The sequence below is a fragment of the Pseudomonas sp. HTZ2 genome (assembly GCF_033173945.1).
In the GTDB taxonomy this organism is placed as follows: domain Bacteria; phylum Pseudomonadota; class Gammaproteobacteria; order Pseudomonadales; family Pseudomonadaceae; genus Aquipseudomonas; species Aquipseudomonas guariconensis.
Window position 1 is genome coordinate 2,281,620 of the sequence record NZ_CP137332.1, and the last position, 19,436, is coordinate 2,301,055.

The window sequence follows — 19,436 nt, forward strand, 5'->3', positions numbered from 1 at the left end:
TTGATAGTTAGCAAACTATGAATATCCTTGGTTCCTCTCATGACGCTTGATGCACTGCACATGAAGATCAGCAGCGGCATGGTCGTGGCCGCCCGCCACTGGCGACGCATCTGCCAGGCGGCCCTGACGGGCTACGGCATCTCCGAAGCCTGCGCTGTGCCACTGCTGATGATCGTGCGCCTGGGCGATGGGGTGCACCAGGTCGCGGTGGCCCAGGCCGCCGGCCTGGAAAGCCCGTCGTTGGTGCGCCTGCTCGACCAGCTGTGCAAGGCCGAGCTGGTATGTCGCAGCGAAGATCCCCTGGACCGCCGTGCCAAGGCCCTGAGCCTGACCAAGGAGGGCCGCCGTCTGGCCGAGTCGATCGAAGAAGAGCTGGTGCGCCTGCGCCGACAGGTGTTGCGCGGGATCGACCAAGCCGACCTGGAGGCCACCTTGCGGGTGATCCAAGCCTTCGAAGACGCCAGCCAAGTCGCACCGGGCGGGCTTGCATGAACGGCTTCTTCAGTTCGGTCCCACCGGCCCGCGATTGGTTCTATGGCGTGCGCACCTTCGCCGCTTCGATGATCGCCCTGTACATTGCCCTGCTCATGCAATTGCCACGTCCCTACTGGGCCATGGCCACGGTGTACATCGTCTCGAGCCCCTTCGTCGGGCCGACCAGCTCCAAGGCGCTGTATCGCGCCTTGGGCACGTTGCTGGGTGCCGGCGGGGCGGTCTTGCTGGTGCCGCCTTTGGTACAGTCGCCAGCGCTGCTCTGCGTCGCCATTGCCTTGTGGACCGGCACGCTGCTGTTCCTGTCGCTGAACCTGCGCACGGCCAACAACTATGTGCTGATGCTGGCCGGCTATACCTTGCCTATGATCGCCCTGGCTGTGGTCGACAACCCGCTGGCGGTGTTCGATGTGGCCTCCTCCCGAGCCCAGGAAATCTGCCTGGGCATCGTCTGCGCGGCGGTGGTCGGCGCGATCTTCTGGCCGCGCCGCTTGGCGCCGGTGGTGCTCGGCTCGGCCAACGGCTGGTTCCACGAGGCGATTCGCTACAGCGACACCTACCTGGCCCGCGAAGTCGCCGCCGACAAGGTCGCCGGCATGCGCGCCTCGATGGTTGCCACCTTCAACGGTCTGGAGATGATGATCGGCCAGCTCGGCCATGAAGGCACCGGGCCCCACACCCTGAAGAACGCCCGGGAACTGCGCGGACGGATGATCCACCTGTTGCCGGTGATCGACGCCTTGGACGATGCGCTGATTGCGCTGGAAAACCGCGCCCCGGCCCAGTTCGCCCAACTCCAGCCGCTGCTGGCCGAGGCTCGCGCCTGGCTCGAAGGCACCGCCAAGGACGCCTCGCTGGCCCGCTGGACCGCCCTGCACGAGCAGCTCGAGCGCCTGCAGCCCAGCGCAGCCGCACTGGACCAACGCCAGCAATTGCTGCTCTCCAACGCCCTTTACCGACTGAGCGAATGGATCGACCTCTGGCAGGACTGCTGCGCCCTGCAGCACGCCCTGCGCAAGGATGACGCCACGCCCTGGCGCGCGGTGTACCGCCACTGGCGCCTGGGCCGACTGACGCCGTTCTTCGACCGAGGCCTGATGCTCTACTCGGTGTTTTCCACCGTCACCGCGATCATCGTCGCCAGTGGCCTGTGGATCCTGCTCGGTTGGAACGATGGTGGCAGCGCGGTGATCCTCGCCGCCGTGGCGTGCAGTTTCTTCGCCGCCATGGATGACCCGGCACCGCAGATCTATCGGTTCTTCTTCTGGACGCTGATGTCGGTGATCTTCTCCAGCGTCTACCTGTTCCTGGTGCTGCCCAACCTGCACGACTTCCCGATGCTGGTGCTGGCCTTCGCTGTGCCGTTCATCTGTGTCGGTACCTTGACCGTGCAGCCGCGCTTCTACCTCGGGACCTTGCTGACCATCGTCAACACCGCCACCTTCATCAGCATCCAGGGCGCCTACGACGCTGACTTCCTGACCTTCATCAACGCCAACATGGCGGGCCCTGTGGGTTTGCTGTTCGCCTTCATCTGGACCTTGCTGTTGCGTCCGTTTGGCGTGGAGCTCGCGGCCAAGCGCCTGACCCGCTTCAGCTGGCAGGACATCGTCGAGATGACCCAGCCCGCGACCCTGGCCGAGCATCGCCATGTCGGCGTGCAGATGCTCGACCGCCTGATGCAGCACCTGCCGCGCCTGGCCCAGACCGGGCAGGACAGTGGCGTGGCGCTGCGTGATCTGCGTGTGGGCCTCAACCTGCTGGACTTGCTGGCGTACATGCCGCGAGTCGGCCAGGCGCCACGCGAACGCCTGCAGACCGTGGTGGATGAGGTGGGCGCTCACTATGCCCAGTGCCTGCGCGCCAAAGAGCGCCTGCACGCCCCGGCGGCATTGCTGCGCAACATGGAGCGCGCCCGCCAGGCGCTGGCCCTGGATGCGCACGACAACGACCGAGGCGATGCCCGCGTGCACCTGTTGCATGCCTTGAGCGGCCTGCGTCTGGCGCTGTTGCCGGGCGTCGAGGTGATGCTCGAACCGGCCGACCAACCGCAATTGCCCCCGGGCATCGATGGAGCCCCACTGTGATCGGTGATCTGGATATCAGCGGGGTATTTCTGCCCACGCTGCTGGTGATGATGGTCTTCACCTACCTGTTGTTCCTGGGCGTGCACGCCGTGCTGGTGCGCCTTGGGTTCTACCGCCTGGTCTGGCACCGGGCGTTGTTCAACGTTGCCCTTTACGCCGTGCTCCTTGGCGCGGTGGATCACTTTTGTCGAAACCTGATGCTGCCATGAAAAAACCGTTGTTGACCTTGGGCCGAGTGGTCCTGACATTGCTGGTGGTGACCTTCGCGGCCGTGCTGGTCTGGCAGATGGTCGTGTACTACATGTTCGCGCCCTGGACGCGCGATGGGCACATTCGTGCCGACGTGATCCAGATCGCCCCGGACGTATCGGGGCTTATCCAGAAGGTCGAAGTGCGCGACAACCAGATGATCAAGCGCGGCGACGTGCTGTTCACCATCGACCAGGACCGCTTCACCCTGGCCCTGCGCCAGGCCAAGGCGACCCTGGCCGAGCGTCAGGAAACCCTGGCCCAGGCCTCCCGTGAGGCGCAGCGCAACCGTAAATTGGGCAACCTGGTGGCGGCCGAGCAGTTGGAGGAGAGCCAGTCGCGTGAGGCACGCGCTCGTTCGGCGGTCAGCGAGGCCCAGGTGGCGGTGGACACGGCCCAGCTCAACCTCGACCGTTCGGTAGTGCGCAGCCCAGTGGACGGCTACCTCAACGACCGCGCGCCGCGTGCTCATGAATTCGTCACCGCCGGGCGGCCAGTGCTGTCGGTGGTCGACAGCGCCTCGTACCACGTCGATGGCTATTTCGAAGAGACCAAGCTCGGCGGTATCCACATCGGCGATGCCGTGGACATCCGCGTGATGGGCGACAACACCCGGCTGCGAGGCCATGTGCAGAGCCTGGCGGCGGGCATCGAGGATCGAGACCGCAGCAGCGGCGCAAACCTGTTGCCCAACGTCAACCCGGCCTTCAGCTGGGTGCGCCTGGCCCAGCGGATCCCGGTGCGTATCGCCTTCGATGACGTGCCAGAAGACTTCCGCATGATCGCCGGGCGTACCGCCACGGTGTCGATCATCGAGGGCCAGCGGCCATGAAACAGCTGATCCTGGCGGGGCTGTGCCTGTCCCTGGGCGCCTGCATGATGGTCGGCCCGGACTACGAAGTGCCCAAGGACGCCGCCGTGCAGCGCAGCGACCTCAACGGCCCGCTGCGCCAGGACGCCGACAGCGTGGTCTCGGCGCCGGTACCAGACGACTGGTGGCAGCTGTACCAGGATCAGCGCTTGAACGATCTGGTGCGCCAGGCCCTGGCGGCCAACACCGAGCTACGCGTCGCGGCGGCCAACATCGCCAAGGCTCGTGCCCAGGTGGAAGTGGCCGAGTCCCAGGGTGGCTTCAACGGTGGGGTCAAGCTCGGCGCCCAGCGGCTGCAGGAATCCGGCGAAGCTTTCCTGCTGCCGGAAAAGGTGCCGGTGGCCAACATCGGCGAGGCGATCATCAGCGCCAGCTACCAGTTCGATCTGTGGGGCACCTTCAAGCGTGGCACCGAGGCCGCCAAGGCCAATGCCGACGCGGTGCAGGCCGCGGCCGATACTGCGCGCATCACCCTGGTGGCCGACGTGGTCAAGGCTTACACCCAGGTGTGCTCGGCCAACGAGGAGTACCACATCGCCCGTGAGTCCCTCGACCTGCAGGAACAGAGCGTGCAACTGAACCAGCGCCTGCGCGACGCTGGCCGCGGGGATGAAACCCAGGTCACCCGTTCGCAGACCCAGTTCAAATCCTTGCGCGCCGAGCTGCCGCGCTTCAAGGCCGAGCGTGAGGCTGGCCTTTACACCCTGGCGGCCCTGCTGGCCAAGCCGGTCGAGCAGCTGCCGGCCGGCACCGCTGACTGCGCGGAGCTGCCACACATCACCCAGTTGCTTCCGGTAGGCGATGGCGCTGCGCTGCTCAAGCGCCGCCCCGACGTGCGCCAGGCCGAACGTCAGCTCGCCGCCGCCACCGCCGCCATCGGCGTGGCCACCGGTGCGTTGTATCCGGACATCAGCATCGGCGCCCAGGTCGGCACCCTCGGTATCCTTGAAAACCTCGGTGACCCGTCGACCAACCGTTGGGGCTTCGGCCCGCAGGTCAGCTGGACGATCCCCACCAACGGCACCCGGGCGCGCATCCGCATGGCCGAGGCCTCGACCCAGGCGGCGTTGGCGCATTTCGATGGCGTGGTACTCAATGCCATCCGCGAAACCCAGACCCGCCTGGCCCAGTACAGCGCGTTGCTGGAGCGCCGCGACGCCCTGGCCGACGCCGAGCGCTCGGCGAAGGAGTCGGCGGACCAGACTCACCTGCGATACCAGGTGGGACGCGAGTCGTTCCTGGCCGATCTGCAGGCGACCCGCACTTATACCGATGTGCGCGCGCAGCTGGCTGCTGCCAATACACAGGTGGCCATGGGGCAGATCGGGGTATTCCTGGCCTTGGGCGGTGGATGGCAGGGCGCGGCGGCCAAGCCTTGAGGACCCATACGCGAGCGTCATGATCAAGGGCAACGCCCTCGGCGCGGCGCAAGTGTCGTCAGTTTGTCACAAGATTTTTCATGAAATCCGCCCATGAGCCTTGAGCGAAAGGGAGTGGAAGTGAACAATGTTCTCTTTCGTATTTACCGCGAGAGTGGCCATGATGCTCCCCTTCCGTCTGCTCGCCTGGCTGCCCGCCTTGTTGCTCGGCCCGATACTGGCGCTGAGCAGCACCCCGGCGCTGGCCGAATCCCCCGCCGAGGCTGCCAAGGCGTTGCACCTGCTCGACTACATCGGCGCCGACTACCCACCGACCGTGCACGACGGCAAGGTGGTGGATGCGGGTGAATACCGCGAGCAGCAGGAGTTCAGCGCCGTCCTGGCCGAAGTGCTCAAGGCCCTGCCGGACAATCCTGAGCGTAACGGGCTCGAACAGGGTGTGCAGGCACTGCGTCAAGCCATCGACCAACGCCAGGAGGGTGCAGTCGTCGCCAAGCAGGCCCGCCAGCTGGGCGCACGACTGGCGGTGGCTTATGAAGTCAGCCAGGCGCCGATCATCACCCCCGATCCGGCCCGTGGCGCCTCGCTGTACGCACAGAACTGCGCCATCTGCCACGGTGATACCGGTGCCGGCGATGGCCCGGCGGGCCTGGGGTTGGAGCCGCCGCCGGCCAACCTGCGCAGTGTCGCGCGCCTCGACCAGCTGAGCCTGTTCGACCTCTACAACACCCTGGCGCTGGGCATCGAAGGCACCGAGATGCCGTCGTTCGCCGACCAGCTCGATGAACGTCAGCGCTGGGATGTGGCCGCCTACGTGGCGAGCCTCACGGCCGACCCGCAGGCCGCCAAGGGCGACAAGACCTGGAACTTGGCCGACCTGGCGCGCCAGACCCCGGCCGAAGTCGCTGCCAGTGAAGGCGCCGAAGCCGTGCTCGCCTTCCGCGCCCAGCGTGCCCAGCCGCCGCAGGTCAAGCGTGGCCCTGCGCAGTTGCTCCAGTACACCGCCAGCACCCTGGACAAGAGCTTGGCCGCCTACCGCGAAGGCGACCATGACCAGGCTTATGACCTCTCGGTAGCGGCCTACCTCGAAGGCTTCGAGCTGGTCGAAAGCTCCCTGGATAACATCGACACCCTTGCACGCAAGGACACCGAGAAAGCCCTGATGGCCTATCGTCAATCGCTTCAGGACGGGCTGCCGGTCGCCCAGGCCGAGCAGCGCCTGGCCGAGGCCAAGGCCAAGCTCGACGGCGCCGCCAAGCTGCTGGGCGGCGATGGGCTGAGTTGGTCGCTGAGTTTCGTTTCCGGCCTGTTGATCCTGCTGCGTGAAGGGCTTGAGGCCATCCTGGTGCTGGCGGCGATCCTGGCCTTCTTGCGCAATACCGGCCAGCAATCGGCAGTGCGCAGCGTCAATCTCGGCTGGGGCTTGGCGCTGGTCGCAGGCTTCGCTACCTGGGCCCTGGCGGCCTACGTGATCGACGTCGGTGGTGCTCAGCGCGAGCTGCTCGAAGGCTGTACGGCGTTATTCGCCGCGGTGATGGTGCTGTGGCTGGGCGTGTGGATGCACGACCGTCGCCACGCTGCGGCCTGGCAGGACTACATCAAGAGCAGCCTGGTCAGCGGTGGTGGGCGCTTCGGCTTTGCGGTACTGGCGTTCTTCTCGGTGTACCGCGAGTTGTTCGAGGTGATCCTGTTCTATGAAACCCTGTGGCTGCAGGCCGGCCCAGCGGGCCACAACGCCGTGCTGGCCGGAGGGGCTACTGCGCTGGTGCTGCTGGTGGGCCTGGCCTGGGTGATCCTTCGTGGCTCGGCCAAACTGCCGTTGTCGCTGTTCTTCACGATCAATGCGGCCTTGCTGTGCGTCTTGTCGGTCGTGTTCGCCGGGCATGGCATCAAGGCGCTGCAGGAAGCCGGCGTGTTGGGCACGCGGCCCGTGGCGTTCTTCGAGTTCGACTGGCTGGGCATTCATGCCGATGCCTATTCGCTCGGCGCGCAGGCGCTGGCATTGCTGGCGATCATGTTCCTCTATGGGCGGTCACGCCTGGCCGAGAAGCGCCGGATCGCGGCGAGCTGAAAGCCGCTCCCGCAGGCATACTGTGAACCTGTGGGAGCGGCCTTGGGCCGCGATTGGTGGGGCAAGCCCTCCCCAACGATTTCGAGGAAACACCTGCAATGCGTGTATGGATCGATGCCGACGCCTGTCCCAAGGCGGCCAAGGACCTGATCGTCAAGTTCGCCCTCAAGCGCAAGTTCGAGGTGGTGCTGGTGGCCGGCCAGGCCCAGATCAAGCCGGCGTTTGCCTGTGTTCGGCTGATCGTGGTGCCCAGCGGCATGGACGCGGCCGATGACTATCTGGTGGAAAACGCCGTGCCGGGCGAGCTGGTGATCTGCAGCGACGTGCCGTTGGCCGATCGCCTGATCAAGAAGGGTGTGTCCGCCCTCGACCCGCGTGGGCGTGAGTTCGATGAGCGCAACATGGGCGAGCGCCTGGCGGTGCGCAACCTGTTCACCGAGCTACGCGAGCAAGGGCAGGTCGGGGGAGGGCAGGCGCCTTATGGCGAGCGGGAGAAGCAGGCATTCGCCAATGCCCTGGACCGGATTCTCACCCGGCTGTCGAAGGTGTGACGAACAGCCCCCAAGGGTTGGATGGGTATCCGACTGCTTGGGGGCGGAGCTGGTCAATCGTTCTCGTGGGTCAGCTCCAGCACTCGATCCACCAGCTTGTAGATACCGCTGGCCGCCTCGCTGATGGACGTGGCCAGCATGTAGGCGGGTGTGGTCACTAACTTGCGTTGGGTGTCCTCGACGATGTCGTGCACATCGCACTCCTCGTGGGTACCGCCCATCTTCACCACCGCCGCGCTGGTGTCGGCGTCGGTACCGATGGTGCAGACCACGCCCGGGCCGTAGATCTTCGCCGCCAGCGCCGGGGAAATGCAGATCAGACCCACCGGCTTACCCGCCTCGGCGAACGCTTCGGCCAGTGCCAGCACGTCCGGATTGACGGTGCAGTTGGCGCCCTCGACGGCAAAGTTGGACAGGTTCTTCGCCGCGCCGAAGCCACCCGGGACGATCAGTGCGTCGAAGTCCTCGGCCCTGGCTTCGCGGATGTCCTTGATCTGGCCGCGAGCGATGCGCGCCGACTCCACCAGCACGTTGCGCGATTCAGGCATGGGCTGGCCAGTGAGGTGATCGATCACATGCATCTGGGCGATGTTGGGCGCGAAGCACTGCACCTGGGCGCCGCGCTGATCGAGGCGCAGCAGCGTGATCACGCTTTCGTGGATCTCGGCGCCGTCGTAGACGCCACAGCCGGAAAGTATCACCGCAACTTTTTTCGTCATGCTCATTACTCCAGTGTCGAGGCGCTAAATGTCCTCTAGTTTGGCAGATGTCGCCATAGGGTTTCCCACGCACGAGGCCTAATCTTTGGGGATAACCCCGGAGATGCTTGTCCATGGACCTGATTCTGCTGGCCGTGCCGTTCTTTTTCGTGCTGATCGCCGTGGAGCTGATTGCCGACCGCGTGCGTGGTCAGCGCAACTACCGGCTGGCCGATGCGATCAACAGCCTGAGCACGGGCGTGCTGTCGACCAGCACCGGCCTGTTGACCAAAGGCGTGGGGCTGGTGAGCTACGCCCTGGCCTGGGAATATCTGGCCTTCTCGCGCCTGCCGGGGGACGCCTGGTGGACCTGGCTGCTGGCTTTCGTGCTGTACGACTTGTGCTATTACTGGCTGCACCGCCTGGGACATGAGCGCAATATTCTCTGGGCCGCCCATTCGGTGCATCACCAGAGCGAGGAGTACAACCTCACCACCGCCCTGCGCCAGACCAGCAGCGGCTTCATCTTCTCCTGGATCTTTTACCTGCCCCTGGCGCTGATCGGCGTGCCACCGCTGGTGTTCGTTACCGTGGCCTCGCTGAATCTGCTCTACCAGTTCTGGGTGCACACGCGGCACATCCCCAAGCTGGGCTGGCTCGAATGGGTGCTGATCACGCCGTCCAACCATCGCGTCCACCATGCGCAAAACCCTCTGTACTTGGATCGCAACTACGCAGGCGTGTTCATTCTCTGGGATCGACTGTTCGGCACCTTCCAGGAAGAGGACCCTCGTGAACCGGTGGTATTCGGCGTGACCACACCGCTGGCCAGCTGGAATCCGCTGTGGGCCAACCTGCAGTTCTATGCTCAGCTTTGGGAGGATGCCAGGCGTACCCACTCGCTGCGGGACAAACTGCGTATTTGGTTCATGCCCACCGGCTGGCGTCCGGCTGACGTCGCGGCACGTTATCCACAGGCCAAGCCGGACCTGGCGCGGTTTCACAAGTTCGAGATTCCGTTGGGGCGAAGGTCACAGGTTTACGTCGTGGCGCAGTTTGCAGCCTACGTTGCCTTGGGCAGCTACCTCATGCAGGTGGCCGAACAGGTGCCCACGGCCGGCCTCGTGCTGGGCTGGACAGTCATGGCGTTTGGTTTGTTCGTGCTCGGCGCTGCACTCGAGAATCGGCCTTGGGCCAGGCGCCTGGAGCTGGCACGACTGGCATCGAATGCACCGGCGCTGTACCTGGCCGGTGCCATGGGCTTAGGGCCGGTCACGCCCTTGGGGTGGCTGCTGCTCCTGGGATACAGCGTTGCCAGTCTCTGGGGTCTGACCCGCTGCGGCTGCCTTGCGCTCGGCGCGCAGGGTGCGGAACCGGCGGCGCAACCAGAGCAGGCCACCGAGCGCCAGCAGGCCGCCGAGCACCCATAGCTCGTACTTCTTCACATTGCCCAGCATGCCTTCGAGGATGGCGCCGAAGTGGTACGCCGCGGCGCCCAGGGCCAGGGCCCAGACCGCTGCGCCGATGCCGTTGAGCAACAGGTAGCGCCGGGGTGGGTAGCCGGACAGACCTATGGCCACGGGCATGACCGTGCGCAGGCCGTAGACGAAGCGAAAACTCAGGACCCAGATGTCCGGATGGCGGCGGATGTGGTCAAGTGCCCGGTCGCCCATGGCTTGCCAGCGTGGTTTGCGCGCGAGGATGGCCCGGCCGTGACGGCGGCCCATGAAGTACCACAACTGGTCGCCGGCATAGCTGCCGAAGAACGCTGTGAGCACCACCAGATTGATGTCCATGTATCCGCGGAACGCAAGGAAGCCCGCAAGAACCAGGATGGTCTCGCCTTCAAAAAACGTGCCGAGAAAAAGGGCAAAGTAGCCGAAATCCTGCAGGAATTGTTGAAGCATTTTCTGGGGTGCTAGCGAAATGAACGCGCAGCCTACCCCTTCGCGCGCGTTCGGGAAAGTGTCCAAATGTGTCTCGACGTGAACAATTCCTACAGGAAAGGTCGCTTTGGCCTCTGGTCAAAGGGTTGCCCAATACTGTCATCCCAGCGTCATAATGGCGGCTTATAACTGTCGCGCCAGCCCGCGTGCGCGGGCCCAGGAGTCTGCCGTGAGCGTTGCCCCGTTCATCCTCCTTCCTCTTGCCACCAGGCTGCGCAGCGACCGTCGGGATGCGTTTTCCACCAGGATCCTCTCCCTCGATGTACCGCTGGAAGCTGCGCAGGACTGGTGCCGCTTCAAACGGGCAGGCGCTGATGGCATCCTGACCTCTTTTCGCTGCCCGCGCCGCTCAATTGTCGAGAGGGCAGTCACGCCCTCCAGGAACGTCAGATGAACAATGAAGTGCTAACACCTGTCGCGATCAAGGATGCCCAGGCGGTTCCCGAAGAAATGGTGCAGACCCCGCCGGATCTGCCACCAGCAGCCGAGCCTGCGGCCGAAGCTGTCGCGCCTGCGCCCGCGCCTGCCATCGCCATTCCGAGCCTGGACGACAGCAGCCTGTACATTCATCGCGAGCTTTCGCAGCTGCAGTTCAACATTCGGGTGCTCGAGCAAGCGCTGGACGAATCCTACCCGCTGCTCGAGCGCCTGAAATTCCTGTTGATCTTCTCAAGCAACCTGGACGAGTTCTTCGAGATCCGCGTGGCGGGCCTGAAGAAGCAGATCACCTTCGCCCGCGAGCAAGCCGGTGCCGACGGCCTGCAGCCGCACCAGGCGCTGGCGCGCATCAGCGAGCTGGTCCATGGCGAGGTCGAACGCCAGTACGCGATCCTCAACGACGTGCTGCTGCCGGAGCTGGAGAAACACCAGATCCGCTTCATTCGCCGCCGGCACTGGACGACCAAGCTCAAGACCTGGGTACGTCGTTACTTCCGCGACGAAATCGCGCCGATCATCACCCCGATCGGCCTGGACCCGACCCACCCCTTCCCGCTGCTGGTCAACAAAAGCCTGAACTTCATCGTCGAGCTCGAAGGTGTCGATGCCTTCGGCCGCGATTCGGGTCTGGCCATCATCCCGGCACCGCGCCTGTTGCCGCGGGTGATTCGTGTGCCGGAAGACGTCGGTGGCGCCGGGGACAACTTCGTGTTCCTGTCCTCGATGATCCACGCCCACGCCGATGACCTGTTCCAAGGCATGAAGGTCAAGGGCTGCTACCAGTTCCGCCTGACCCGTAACGCTGACCTTGCGCTGGATTCCGAGGATGTCGAAGACCTGGCGCGGGCTCTGCGTGGCGAACTCTTCTCGCGCCGCTACGGGGACGCTGTGCGCCTGGAAGTGGCCGACAATTGCCCTAAACACCTGTCGGACTACCTGCTCAAGCAGTTCAGCCTGAGCGAGAGCGAGCTGTACCAGGTCAATGGCCCGGTCAACCTGACCCGGCTGTTCAGCATCACCGGCCTGGACAGCCACCCTGAGCTGCAATACACCCCATTCACCCCGGCGATTCCGAAGATTCTGCAAAACGCCGACAACATCTTCAGCGTGATCGGCAAGCAGGACGTGCTGCTGATGCACCCGTTCGAGTCCTTCACCCCGGTGGTCGACCTGCTGCGCCAGGCCGCCAAGGATCCGCACGTGCTCGCCGTGCGCCAGACCCTGTACCGCAGCGGCGCCAACTCCGAGATCGTCGACGCCCTGGTGGATGCGGCGCGCAACGGCAAGGAGGTCACGGCGGTGATCGAGCTGCGTGCGCGCTTCGACGAAGAGTCCAACCTACAGATGGCCAGCCGTCTGCAGGCTGCGGGTGCGGTGGTGATCTATGGCGTGGTCGGCTTCAAGACCCACGCCAAGATGATGTTGATCCTGCGTCGTGAACAGGGCGAGATCGTGCGCTATGCCCACTTGGGCACGGGCAACTACCACGCCGGTAATGCGCGCCTCTACACCGACTACAGCCTGCTCACGTCCGACGATGCGCTGACCGAGGACGTCGGCAAGCTGTTCAGCCAGCTGATCGGCATGGGCAAAACCCTGCGTATGAAGAAGCTGCTGCACGCGCCGTTCACCCTGAAAAAGGGCATGCTGGACATGATTGCCCGGGAAACCCAGTTCGCAGTGGAAGGCAAGCCTGCGCACATCATCGCCAAGTTCAACTCGCTGACCGATGCCAAGGTCATCAAAGCCTTGTACAAGGCCAGCCAGTCGGGCGTGCGCATCGATCTGGTGGTCCGCGGTATGTGCTGCCTGCGCCCAGGGATTCCGGGGGTTTCACACAATATCCAGGTGCGCTCGATCATCGGTCGCTTCCTGGAGCACACGCGGGTGTTCTACTTCCTCAATGGCGGCGAGGAGCAGATGTTCCTGTCCAGCGCCGATTGGATGGAGCGCAACCTCGACAAGCGCGTCGAGACCTGCTTCCCGGTGGAAGGTAAAAAGCTGGTGCTGCGGGTCAAGAAGGAGCTCGAGGGTTACCTCACCGACAATACCCACGCATGGATCCTGCAGCCGGACGGCCGCTACGTGCGCAGCACGCCGACCGGCAACCAGAACCCGCGCAATGCCCAGGCCGCCCTGCTCGAGCGCCTGAGCAATCCGGTTCTCAACGTACGCTGAGGATGAAGTTGACCCGGGCCAGCCACTGCGCCTCGTTGGCGAAGTCGGCCTGGGTCAGCTGGTTTTCTTCCAGCCAGCCCTGCGGGAATACCACTTCCAGGTTGTCCTCGCCTGCCTTGAGCTCCACCTTCGGCATCTGCTGTGTACCGCGGATGTGGTGGAACAGGATGGCGAAGCGCAGCAGCACGCACAGACGGATCAACTGCACGCCTTCATCGCCGAACTCCGCGAACTTGTCCTTGGGAATGTTACGGCGGTGGCCACGAACCAGCAGGGCCAGCATCTGCTGGTCCTCGCGGGAGAAACCAGCCAGATCGGAGTGTTCGATCAGATAGGCGCCATGCTTGTGGTAGTGGTAGTGGGCGATATCCAACCCGACCTCGTGCACTTTCGCCGCCCAGCTCAGCAGGTCCCGCCAGTTGCCTTCTTCCAGGCCCCAGGCCTTGGCCACTTGGTCGAACGCATGCAGCGCCTTGCGTTCGACACGTGCCGCTTGGCCTTGGTCGACGTGGTAGCGCTCCATCAGCGAATTCAGGGTGCGCTCACGAACGTCCTCGTGATGGTGACGGCCTAGCAGGTCGTACAGTACGCCTTCGCGCAGGGCGCCGTCACAATGGTCCATGCGTTGCAGTTCGAGGGCGTCGAAGATCGCCTCGAGAATCGCCAGGCCTGCCGGGAAGATCGCGCGACGATCCGGCTTGACGCCTTCGAAATCGATTTTGTCGACCTCGCCGAGCTTGAACAATTTGCGCTTGAGCGCCGCCAGGCCTTCGGCGTTGACCTCGCCACTGCCCATGCCGTTGGCCTTGATCGCCGCGCCAATGGCACGGATGGTGCCAGACGAGCCGATGGCTTCGTCCCAAGTCAGGCGATGCAGGGCGTTCTCGATGCTCATCAACTCCAGGCGTGCGGCGGTATAAGCCTGGGCGTAGCGTGCGGGGGTGATCTTGCCGTCGCGGAAATATCGTTGGGTGAAGCTGACGCAGCCCATCTGCAGGCTCTCGCGCAGCAGCGGCTCGAAGCGCTGGCCGATGATGAACTCGGTGCTGCCGCCGCCGATGTCGGCGACCAGGCGCTTGCCCGGGGTATCGGCCAGCGTGTGGGAGACGCCCAGGTAGATCAGGCGAGCTTCCTCGCGGCCGGAGATGACCTCGACCGGATGGCCGAGGATGGCTTCGGCGCGCAGGATGAATTCGTTGCGGTTGCGTGCTTCGCGCAGGGCGTTGGTGCCGACGATGCGCACGGCGCCCTGGGGCATGCCGTTGATCAGTTGCGAGAAGCGCTTGAGGCATTCGAGGCCGCGCTGCATGGCTTCTTCGCTCAACTGACGCTCTTCACTGATGCCGGCGGCCAGCTGCACTTTTTCCCCGAGCCGCTCGAGAATGCGGATTTCACTGTGGTGGGCCTTGGCCACGACCATGTGGAAACTGTTGGAGCCAAGGTCGATGGCGGCGATCAGAGACAGGTTCTTCGCGGTGGTATGCGGCATGATCTCGATGTTCTCGGTCGATAACCCGCCAATCCTGCCATGATCCATGGCTTGCGCCAACGCATGACAATTGTCGGGATTGATGCAGGGCAATGTGCCACTCGATGCTATGACAGTGATGTGACAGTTTCGATTCGTGGCGTCTTGCACAACTATAGTTACACTCAATCGTGCGCGACTTCCTGTAGGACGTAGGTGCAGCTATGATGGGCAACGTTTTTTATTGCTTACGACCTTGGAGATTTCCATGAGCGACAAAATCAAACACGTCACCGACGCCAGCTTCGAAGCCGACGTACTGCAGGCTCAAGGTCCGGTGCTGGTCGACTACTGGGCTGAATGGTGCGGCCCATGCAAGATGATCGCTCCGGTCCTGGACGACATCGCGGCTACCTACGAAGGCAAGCTGACCGTCGCCAAGCTGAATATCGACGAAAACCAGGAAACCCCTGCCAAGCATGGCGTGCGTGGTATCCCGACCCTGATGCTGTTCAAGAACGGCAACGTCGAAGCGACCAAGGTCGGCGCCCTGTCCAAGTCCCAGCTGGCCGCGTTCCTCGACGCCCACCTGTGATGTGAAAAGCCCCGCACATGCGGGGCTTTTTTCTGGGCCCAAGCGCTTGTGAGTGCAGGATTGCCCGCGAATTCGAGGGTGAAGCCACGGCTGCCTTCACAGGTAAACCGGTTCCCACGAGGCACGATTTACCCAGTCAAAACCCCTAGACGTCGAAAAAAGCAAGTGTTACATTCGGCCTCGCACTGTTTCTCCGGTGCCCTCTGCACGCCGTCGCCGAAGCATCCCTAATTCGAATCAGTACGCGATCCTGTCGCCATCTAGCGGCGCGGCCTCATTAAGCCAACGCTTAATTCTCCCTTCTTACATGATTACGTCACTCCCCTTATGAACCTGACTGAACTCAAGCAAAAGCCGATTACCGATCTTTTGGAAATGGCCGAACAGATGGGCATCGAAAACATGGCCCGTTCGCGCAAACAGGACGTGATTTTCGCCCTGCTGAAGAAGCATGCGAAAAGCGGCGAAGAGATCTCGGGTGACGGCGTGCTGGAGATTCTCCAGGATGGTTTCGGTTTCCTGCGTTCGGCGGATGCCTCCTACCTGGCCGGCCCTGACGATATCTACGTCTCGCCCAGCCAGATCCGTCGCTTCAACCTGCGCACTGGTGACACCATCGTCGGCAAGATCCGTCCGCCGAAGGAAGGGGAGCGTTACTTCGCCCTGCTGAAAGTCGACACCATCAACTTCGACCGCCCGGAAAACGCGAAGAACAAGATCCTGTTCGAGAACCTGACGCCGCTGTTCCCGAACGAGCGCCTGAAGATGGAAGCCGGCAACGGCTCTACCGAAGACCTCACTGGCCGTGTCATCGACCTGTGCGCTCCGATCGGTAAAGGCCAGCGTGGCCTGATCGTCGCTCCGCCGAAAGCGGGCAAGACCATCATGCTGCAGAACATCGCGGCCAATATCACCCGCAACAACCCCGAGTGCCACCTGATCGTCCTGCTGATCGACGAGCGCCCGGAAGAAGTGACCGAGATGCAGCGCACCGTACGCGGCGAAGTGGTCGCCTCGACCTTCGATGAGCCGCCGACCCGTCACGTGCAGGTTGCCGAGATGGTCATCGAGAAGGCCAAGCGCCTGGTCGAGCACAAGAAGGACGTGGTCATCCTGCTCGACTCCATCACCCGTCTGGCCCGTGCCTACAACACCGTCATTCCGAGCTCCGGCAAGGTCCTGACCGGTGGTGTCGACGCCCACGCCCTGGAAAAGCCAAAGCGCTTCTTCGGTGCGGCGCGTAACATCGAGGAAGGTGGTTCGCTGACCATCATCGCCACCGCGCTGGTCGAAACCGGCTCGAAGATGGACGAAGTGATCTACGAAGAGTTCAAGGGCACCGGCAACATGGAACTGCCGCTGGACCGTCGCATTGCCGAGAAGCGCGTGTTCCCGGCCATCAACATCAACAAGTCCGGTACCCGTCGCGAAGAGCTGCTGACCGCCGACGACGAACTGCAGCGCATGTGGATTCTGCGCAAGCTGCTGCACCCGATGGATGAAGTTGCCGCCATCGAATTCTTAGTCGACAAGCTCAAGCAGACCAAGACCAACGACGAGTTCTTCCTGTCGATGAAGCGCAAGTAAACGCTGTAGATCAGGATGTAATTGGGGCCGCCTCGTGCCCCTTCGCGGGTAAATCCGCTTCCACAGGTTTCGTGCGATTCTGGTGGAAGCAGGTTTACATGCGAAGGGCTGCGAAGCGGCCCCAAGTCATTTTTGCCCCCAACAAAGCCTTGAACGGCGCTACACTCTGCAACCCCGATCGATACGGCCAACACGAGGCTTCTGCATGCAGTATCGCGACTTGCGCGACTTCATCCGTGGCCTGGAACAGCGCGGTGAACTCAAGCGCATCCAGGTTCCGATCTCCCCCATCCTGGAAATGACCGAAGTCTGCGACCGCACCCTGCGCGCCAAGGGCCCGGCGCTGCTGTTCGAAAAGCCCACCGGCTTCGACATGCCTGTGCTGGGTAACCTATTCGGTACGCCGGAGCGCGTGGCCATGGGCATGGGCGCCGAGTCGGTCGATGAGCTGCGTGAAATCGGTAAGCTGCTGGCCTTCCTCAAGGAGCCCGAGCCGCCGAAAGGGCTCAAGGACGCCTGGTCCAAGCTGCCGATCTTCAAGAAAGTCGTGTCCATGGCGCCGAAGGTCGTCAAGGACGCGGTGTGCCAAGAAGTCGTGGTCGAGGGCGAGGACGTCGACCTCACCCAGCTTCCGATCCAGCACTGCTGGCCGGGCGATGTGGCGCCACTGATCACTTGGGGCCTGACCGTCACCCGCGGCCCCAACAAGGATCGCCAGAATCTCGGTATCTACCGCCAGCAGCTGATCGGCCGCAACAAGGTCATCATGCGTTGGCTGAGCCACCGTGGCGGTGCGCTGGACTACCGTGAATGGTGCGAGAAGCACCCCGGGCAGCCATTCCCCGTGGCCGTTGCCTTGGGGGCGGATCCGGCGACCATCCTCGGTGCCGTGACCCCCGTGCCGGACACGCTCTCCGAATACGCCTTCGCAGGCCTGTTGCGCGGCAATCGCACCGAGCTGGTCAAATGCCGTGGCAGCGACCTGCAGGTGCCGGCCACTGCCGAGATCATTCTCGAAGGGGTGATCCACCCAGGTGAAATGGCCCCGGAAGGGCCGTATGGCGACCACACCGGTTACTACAACGAGGTGGACAGCTTCCCGGTCTTCACCGTCGAGCGCATCACCCACCGGCAAAAGCCGATCTACCACAGCACCTACACTGGCCGTCCGCCGGATGAGCCGGCGATCCTGGGCGTGGCGCTGAACGAAGTGTTCGTGCCGATCCTGCAGAAGCAGTTCCCGGAGATCGTCGATTTCTATCTGCCGCCGGAAGGTTGCTCGTACCGGATGGCGGTGGTGACCATGAAAAAGCAGTATCCAGGGCACGCCAAGCGCGTGATGCTGGGTGTGTGGTCGTTCCTGCGACAGTTCATGTACACCAAGTTCGTTATTGTCACCGACGATGACATCAACGCCCGTGACTGGAACGACGTGATCTGGGCCATCACCACGCGCATGGACCCCAAGCGTGATACGGTGATGATCGACAACACGCCGATCGACTACCTCGACTTCGCGTCGCCGGTATCGGGCCTGGGGTCGAAGATGGGCCTGGATGCCACGCACAAGTGGCCGGGCGAGACTACACGCGAATGGGGGCGTGCCATCGTCAAGGACGAGGCCGTCACCCGCCGTATCGATGAGCTGTGGGATCAGTTGGGAATAGATTGATGCAGGTAACGTTGCAGCCGTCCGGAGCGGTACTGGCCGTCGAGCCCGGAGAACGGATTCTGGATGCGGCCCGGCGTCTGGGTTATGACTGCCCCAACAGCTGCCGCAACGGCAATTGCCACGTTTGCGCCGCGCTGCTGGTAGAAGGGCGGGTGCGCCAAGAAGGTGAAGTTCGCGATCATGGCGAGCTGTTCACCTGCATCGCCGAGCCGCTGGAGGACTGCGTGGTGCTCTGGGATGGTGTGCTGGCCCTGGGTGAGTTGCCGGTGCGCAAGCTGGCCTGCACCTTGAGTGAGTGCGTCGAGGTTGGTGGCGACGTCTGGCGCGTGCGCCTGCGCGCCCCCGCCGGCAAGGCGCCGCGCTATCACGCCGGACAATACCTGATGATCGAACGTGAGGGAGCCGACAAGGCGGCCTTCTCCCTGGCATCGGCCCCCCATGGCGGTCGTGACCTGGAGCTGCATGTGCTGGCGCGTGAAAACAGCGCCCGGCAACTGATCAGCCAGTTGCAGCGCGACGGCGTGGCACGCATCGAGCTGCCGTTTGGCGACGCGCACCTGGCCGAATTGCCGGACGGGCCGCTGGTATTGATCGCCGCCGGTACCGGCATGGGCCAGATGCACAGTCTGATCGAGCATTGCCGCGCCCAAGGCTTCAAGCATCCGGTTCACCTGTATTGGGGCGTGCGTCGACCCGAGGACTTCTACCAGATCGAGCATTGGTCCGAATGGGAGCAGTTGCCGAATCTTTTCCTGCACAAGGTGGTGAGTGATCTGTGCGGTTGGGAAGGACGCTGTGGGCTGTTGCATGAAGCGGTCTGCGAAGATATCGCTGACTTGAATCAGGTGCATGTCTATGCCAGCGGTTCGCCCACCATGGTCTACGCGACTCTGGATGCGTTGGTCGAGGCCGGTATGGATGCGCATCGCATGCGCGCCGATGTTTTCGCCTACGCACCGCGGGCCTGAAACAGCACACGGCACACCGCAAAGGTGTGCCGTTTTTAATAACCGAAGTGTGCCATTCGTATTATAAGGCGCTCATTGTTGCCGCCGCGGTTAATAACTTTCACTATACTCGGAACAATACCTGTCTGTTATCCGCAAAGGCAGATGAATACTGGGCTCACGCAATACTTTTGACTTGAGTTCCGG

General features: G+C 63.4%; 16 protein-coding genes and 1 pseudogene. 14 read left to right on the forward strand and 3 right to left on the reverse strand.

Annotation, left to right across the window (positions count from 1 at the left end; translation table 11 throughout):
* Window positions 1-39 precede the first annotated feature (39 nt).
* The 7 genes from R6G97_RS10540 (at window position 40) to R6G97_RS10570 (ending at window position 7,700) form a co-directional block, all read left to right on the forward strand.
* Window positions 40-492 (forward strand): MarR family winged helix-turn-helix transcriptional regulator, encoded by a 453-nt coding sequence (locus R6G97_RS10540; RefSeq protein WP_182816911.1) that lies wholly within the window; start codon window positions 40-42, stop codon window positions 490-492.
* Window positions 489-2,579 carry an FUSC family protein gene (locus R6G97_RS10545; RefSeq protein ID WP_317848073.1) on the forward strand — a complete coding sequence of 697 codons (2,091 nt, stop codon included), beginning with the start codon at window positions 489-491 and terminating at the stop codon, window positions 2,577-2,579. The genes R6G97_RS10540 and R6G97_RS10545 overlap by 4 nt, the downstream gene beginning before the upstream one ends.
* Entirely contained in the window at window positions 2,576-2,788 is a 213-nt protein-coding gene (locus tag R6G97_RS10550; protein WP_043212118.1) for a DUF1656 domain-containing protein, read from the forward strand. Before R6G97_RS10545 ends, R6G97_RS10550 begins: the two co-directional genes overlap by 4 nt.
* Complete coding sequence (locus R6G97_RS10555; RefSeq protein WP_043212120.1) at window positions 2,785-3,660, forward strand: efflux RND transporter periplasmic adaptor subunit; 876 nt, start codon at window positions 2,785-2,787, stop codon at window positions 3,658-3,660. The genes R6G97_RS10550 and R6G97_RS10555 overlap by 4 nt, the downstream gene beginning before the upstream one ends.
* Window positions 3,657-5,078, forward strand: a complete 1,422-nt coding sequence (locus R6G97_RS10560) for a TolC family protein (RefSeq protein ID WP_317848074.1) — start codon at window positions 3,657-3,659, stop codon at window positions 5,076-5,078. Before R6G97_RS10555 ends, R6G97_RS10560 begins: the two co-directional genes overlap by 4 nt.
* A gap of 127 nt (window positions 5,079-5,205) precedes the next feature.
* On the forward strand, window positions 5,206-7,149 hold the full coding sequence (locus R6G97_RS10565) for a cytochrome c/FTR1 family iron permease (protein ID WP_317848075.1): 1,944 nt from the start codon (window positions 5,206-5,208) through the stop codon (window positions 7,147-7,149).
* A gap of 98 nt (window positions 7,150-7,247) precedes the next feature.
* Entirely contained in the window at window positions 7,248-7,700 is a 453-nt protein-coding gene (locus R6G97_RS10570; protein WP_070571798.1) for a YaiI/YqxD family protein, read from the forward strand.
* A 53-nt stretch (window positions 7,701-7,753) separates the two neighbouring features.
* Here the strand turns inward: R6G97_RS10570 and elbB are convergent, their stop codons facing one another.
* Window positions 7,754-8,419, reverse strand: coding sequence for an isoprenoid biosynthesis glyoxalase ElbB (gene elbB / locus R6G97_RS10575; protein WP_043212126.1), 666 nt, complete (start codon window positions 8,417-8,419; stop codon window positions 7,754-7,756).
* A gap of 113 nt (window positions 8,420-8,532) precedes the next feature.
* Here elbB and R6G97_RS10580 point away from each other — a divergent pair.
* Window positions 8,533-9,159: pseudogene (locus R6G97_RS10580) on the forward strand (sterol desaturase family protein); the annotation flags it as partial.
* A gap of 501 nt (window positions 9,160-9,660) precedes the next feature.
* Here R6G97_RS10580 and R6G97_RS10585 read toward each other — a convergent pair.
* Window positions 9,661-10,305: a DedA family protein gene (locus R6G97_RS10585; protein ID WP_317848076.1), complete on the reverse strand. Its 645-nt coding sequence runs from the start codon at window positions 10,303-10,305 to the stop codon at window positions 9,661-9,663.
* Window positions 10,306-10,513: 208 nt separating this feature from the next.
* Here R6G97_RS10585 and R6G97_RS10590 point away from each other — a divergent pair, with 208 nt between their 5' ends.
* Complete coding sequence (locus R6G97_RS10590) at window positions 10,514-10,738, forward strand: hypothetical protein (protein WP_043212130.1); 225 nt, start codon at window positions 10,514-10,516, stop codon at window positions 10,736-10,738.
* Window positions 10,735-12,960, forward strand: a complete 2,226-nt coding sequence (gene ppk1, locus R6G97_RS10595) for a polyphosphate kinase 1 (RefSeq protein WP_317848077.1) — start codon at window positions 10,735-10,737, stop codon at window positions 12,958-12,960. Before R6G97_RS10590 ends, ppk1 begins: the two co-directional genes overlap by 4 nt.
* Here the strand turns inward: ppk1 and ppx are convergent.
* Window positions 12,947-14,449, reverse strand: coding sequence for an exopolyphosphatase (gene ppx / locus R6G97_RS10600; protein WP_043212175.1), 1,503 nt, complete (start codon window positions 14,447-14,449; stop codon window positions 12,947-12,949). The two genes, ppk1 and ppx, sit on opposite strands and share 14 nt — an antisense overlap.
* A 247-nt stretch (window positions 14,450-14,696) precedes the next feature.
* Here ppx and trxA point away from each other — a divergent pair, with 247 nt between their 5' ends.
* The 4 genes from trxA (at window position 14,697) to R6G97_RS10620 (ending at window position 19,250) form a co-directional block, all read left to right on the forward strand.
* Entirely contained in the window at window positions 14,697-15,023 is a 327-nt protein-coding gene (gene trxA / locus R6G97_RS10605) for a thioredoxin TrxA (RefSeq protein WP_012274768.1), read from the forward strand.
* 327 nt (window positions 15,024-15,350) lie between these two features.
* Window positions 15,351-16,610 (forward strand): transcription termination factor Rho, encoded by a 1,260-nt coding sequence (gene rho, locus R6G97_RS10610; protein ID WP_043212134.1) that lies wholly within the window; start codon window positions 15,351-15,353, stop codon window positions 16,608-16,610.
* Window positions 16,611-16,815: 205 nt separating this feature from the next.
* On the forward strand, window positions 16,816-18,282 hold the full coding sequence (gene ubiD / locus R6G97_RS10615) for a 4-hydroxy-3-polyprenylbenzoate decarboxylase (protein WP_070093669.1): 1,467 nt from the start codon (window positions 16,816-16,818) through the stop codon (window positions 18,280-18,282).
* Window positions 18,282-19,250: a CDP-6-deoxy-delta-3,4-glucoseen reductase gene (locus R6G97_RS10620; RefSeq protein ID WP_043212136.1), complete on the forward strand. Its 969-nt coding sequence runs from the start codon at window positions 18,282-18,284 to the stop codon at window positions 19,248-19,250. The genes ubiD and R6G97_RS10620 overlap by 1 nt, the downstream gene beginning before the upstream one ends.
* The last annotated feature ends 186 nt before the right edge of the window (window positions 19,251-19,436 follow it).

Coding starts and splice junctions, on each gene's coding strand:
- R6G97_RS10540 (WP_182816911.1), top strand. CDS start 40: ATGACGCTTGATGCACTGCACATGAAGATCAGCAGCGGCATGGTCGTG.
- R6G97_RS10545 (WP_317848073.1), top strand. CDS start 489: ATGAACGGCTTCTTCAGTTCGGTCCCACCGGCCCGCGATTGGTTCTAT.
- R6G97_RS10555 (WP_043212120.1), top strand. CDS start 2,785: ATGAAAAAACCGTTGTTGACCTTGGGCCGAGTGGTCCTGACATTGCTG.
- R6G97_RS10560 (WP_317848074.1), top strand. CDS start 3,657: ATGAAACAGCTGATCCTGGCGGGGCTGTGCCTGTCCCTGGGCGCCTGC.
- R6G97_RS10565 (WP_317848075.1), top strand. CDS start 5,206: ATGTTCTCTTTCGTATTTACCGCGAGAGTGGCCATGATGCTCCCCTTC.
- R6G97_RS10570 (WP_070571798.1), top strand. CDS start 7,248: ATGCGTGTATGGATCGATGCCGACGCCTGTCCCAAGGCGGCCAAGGAC.
- elbB (WP_043212126.1), bottom strand. CDS start 8,419: ATGACGAAAAAAGTTGCGGTGATACTTTCCGGCTGTGGCGTCTACGAC.
- R6G97_RS10585 (WP_317848076.1), bottom strand. CDS start 10,305: ATGCTTCAACAATTCCTGCAGGATTTCGGCTACTTTGCCCTTTTTCTC.
- ppk1 (WP_317848077.1), top strand. CDS start 10,735: ATGAACAATGAAGTGCTAACACCTGTCGCGATCAAGGATGCCCAGGCG.
- ppx (WP_043212175.1), bottom strand. CDS start 14,449: ATGCCGCATACCACCGCGAAGAACCTGTCTCTGATCGCCGCCATCGAC.
- trxA (WP_012274768.1), top strand. CDS start 14,697: ATGAGCGACAAAATCAAACACGTCACCGACGCCAGCTTCGAAGCCGAC.
- rho (WP_043212134.1), top strand. CDS start 15,351: ATGAACCTGACTGAACTCAAGCAAAAGCCGATTACCGATCTTTTGGAA.
- ubiD (WP_070093669.1), top strand. CDS start 16,816: ATGCAGTATCGCGACTTGCGCGACTTCATCCGTGGCCTGGAACAGCGC.
- R6G97_RS10620 (WP_043212136.1), top strand. CDS start 18,282: ATGCAGGTAACGTTGCAGCCGTCCGGAGCGGTACTGGCCGTCGAGCCC.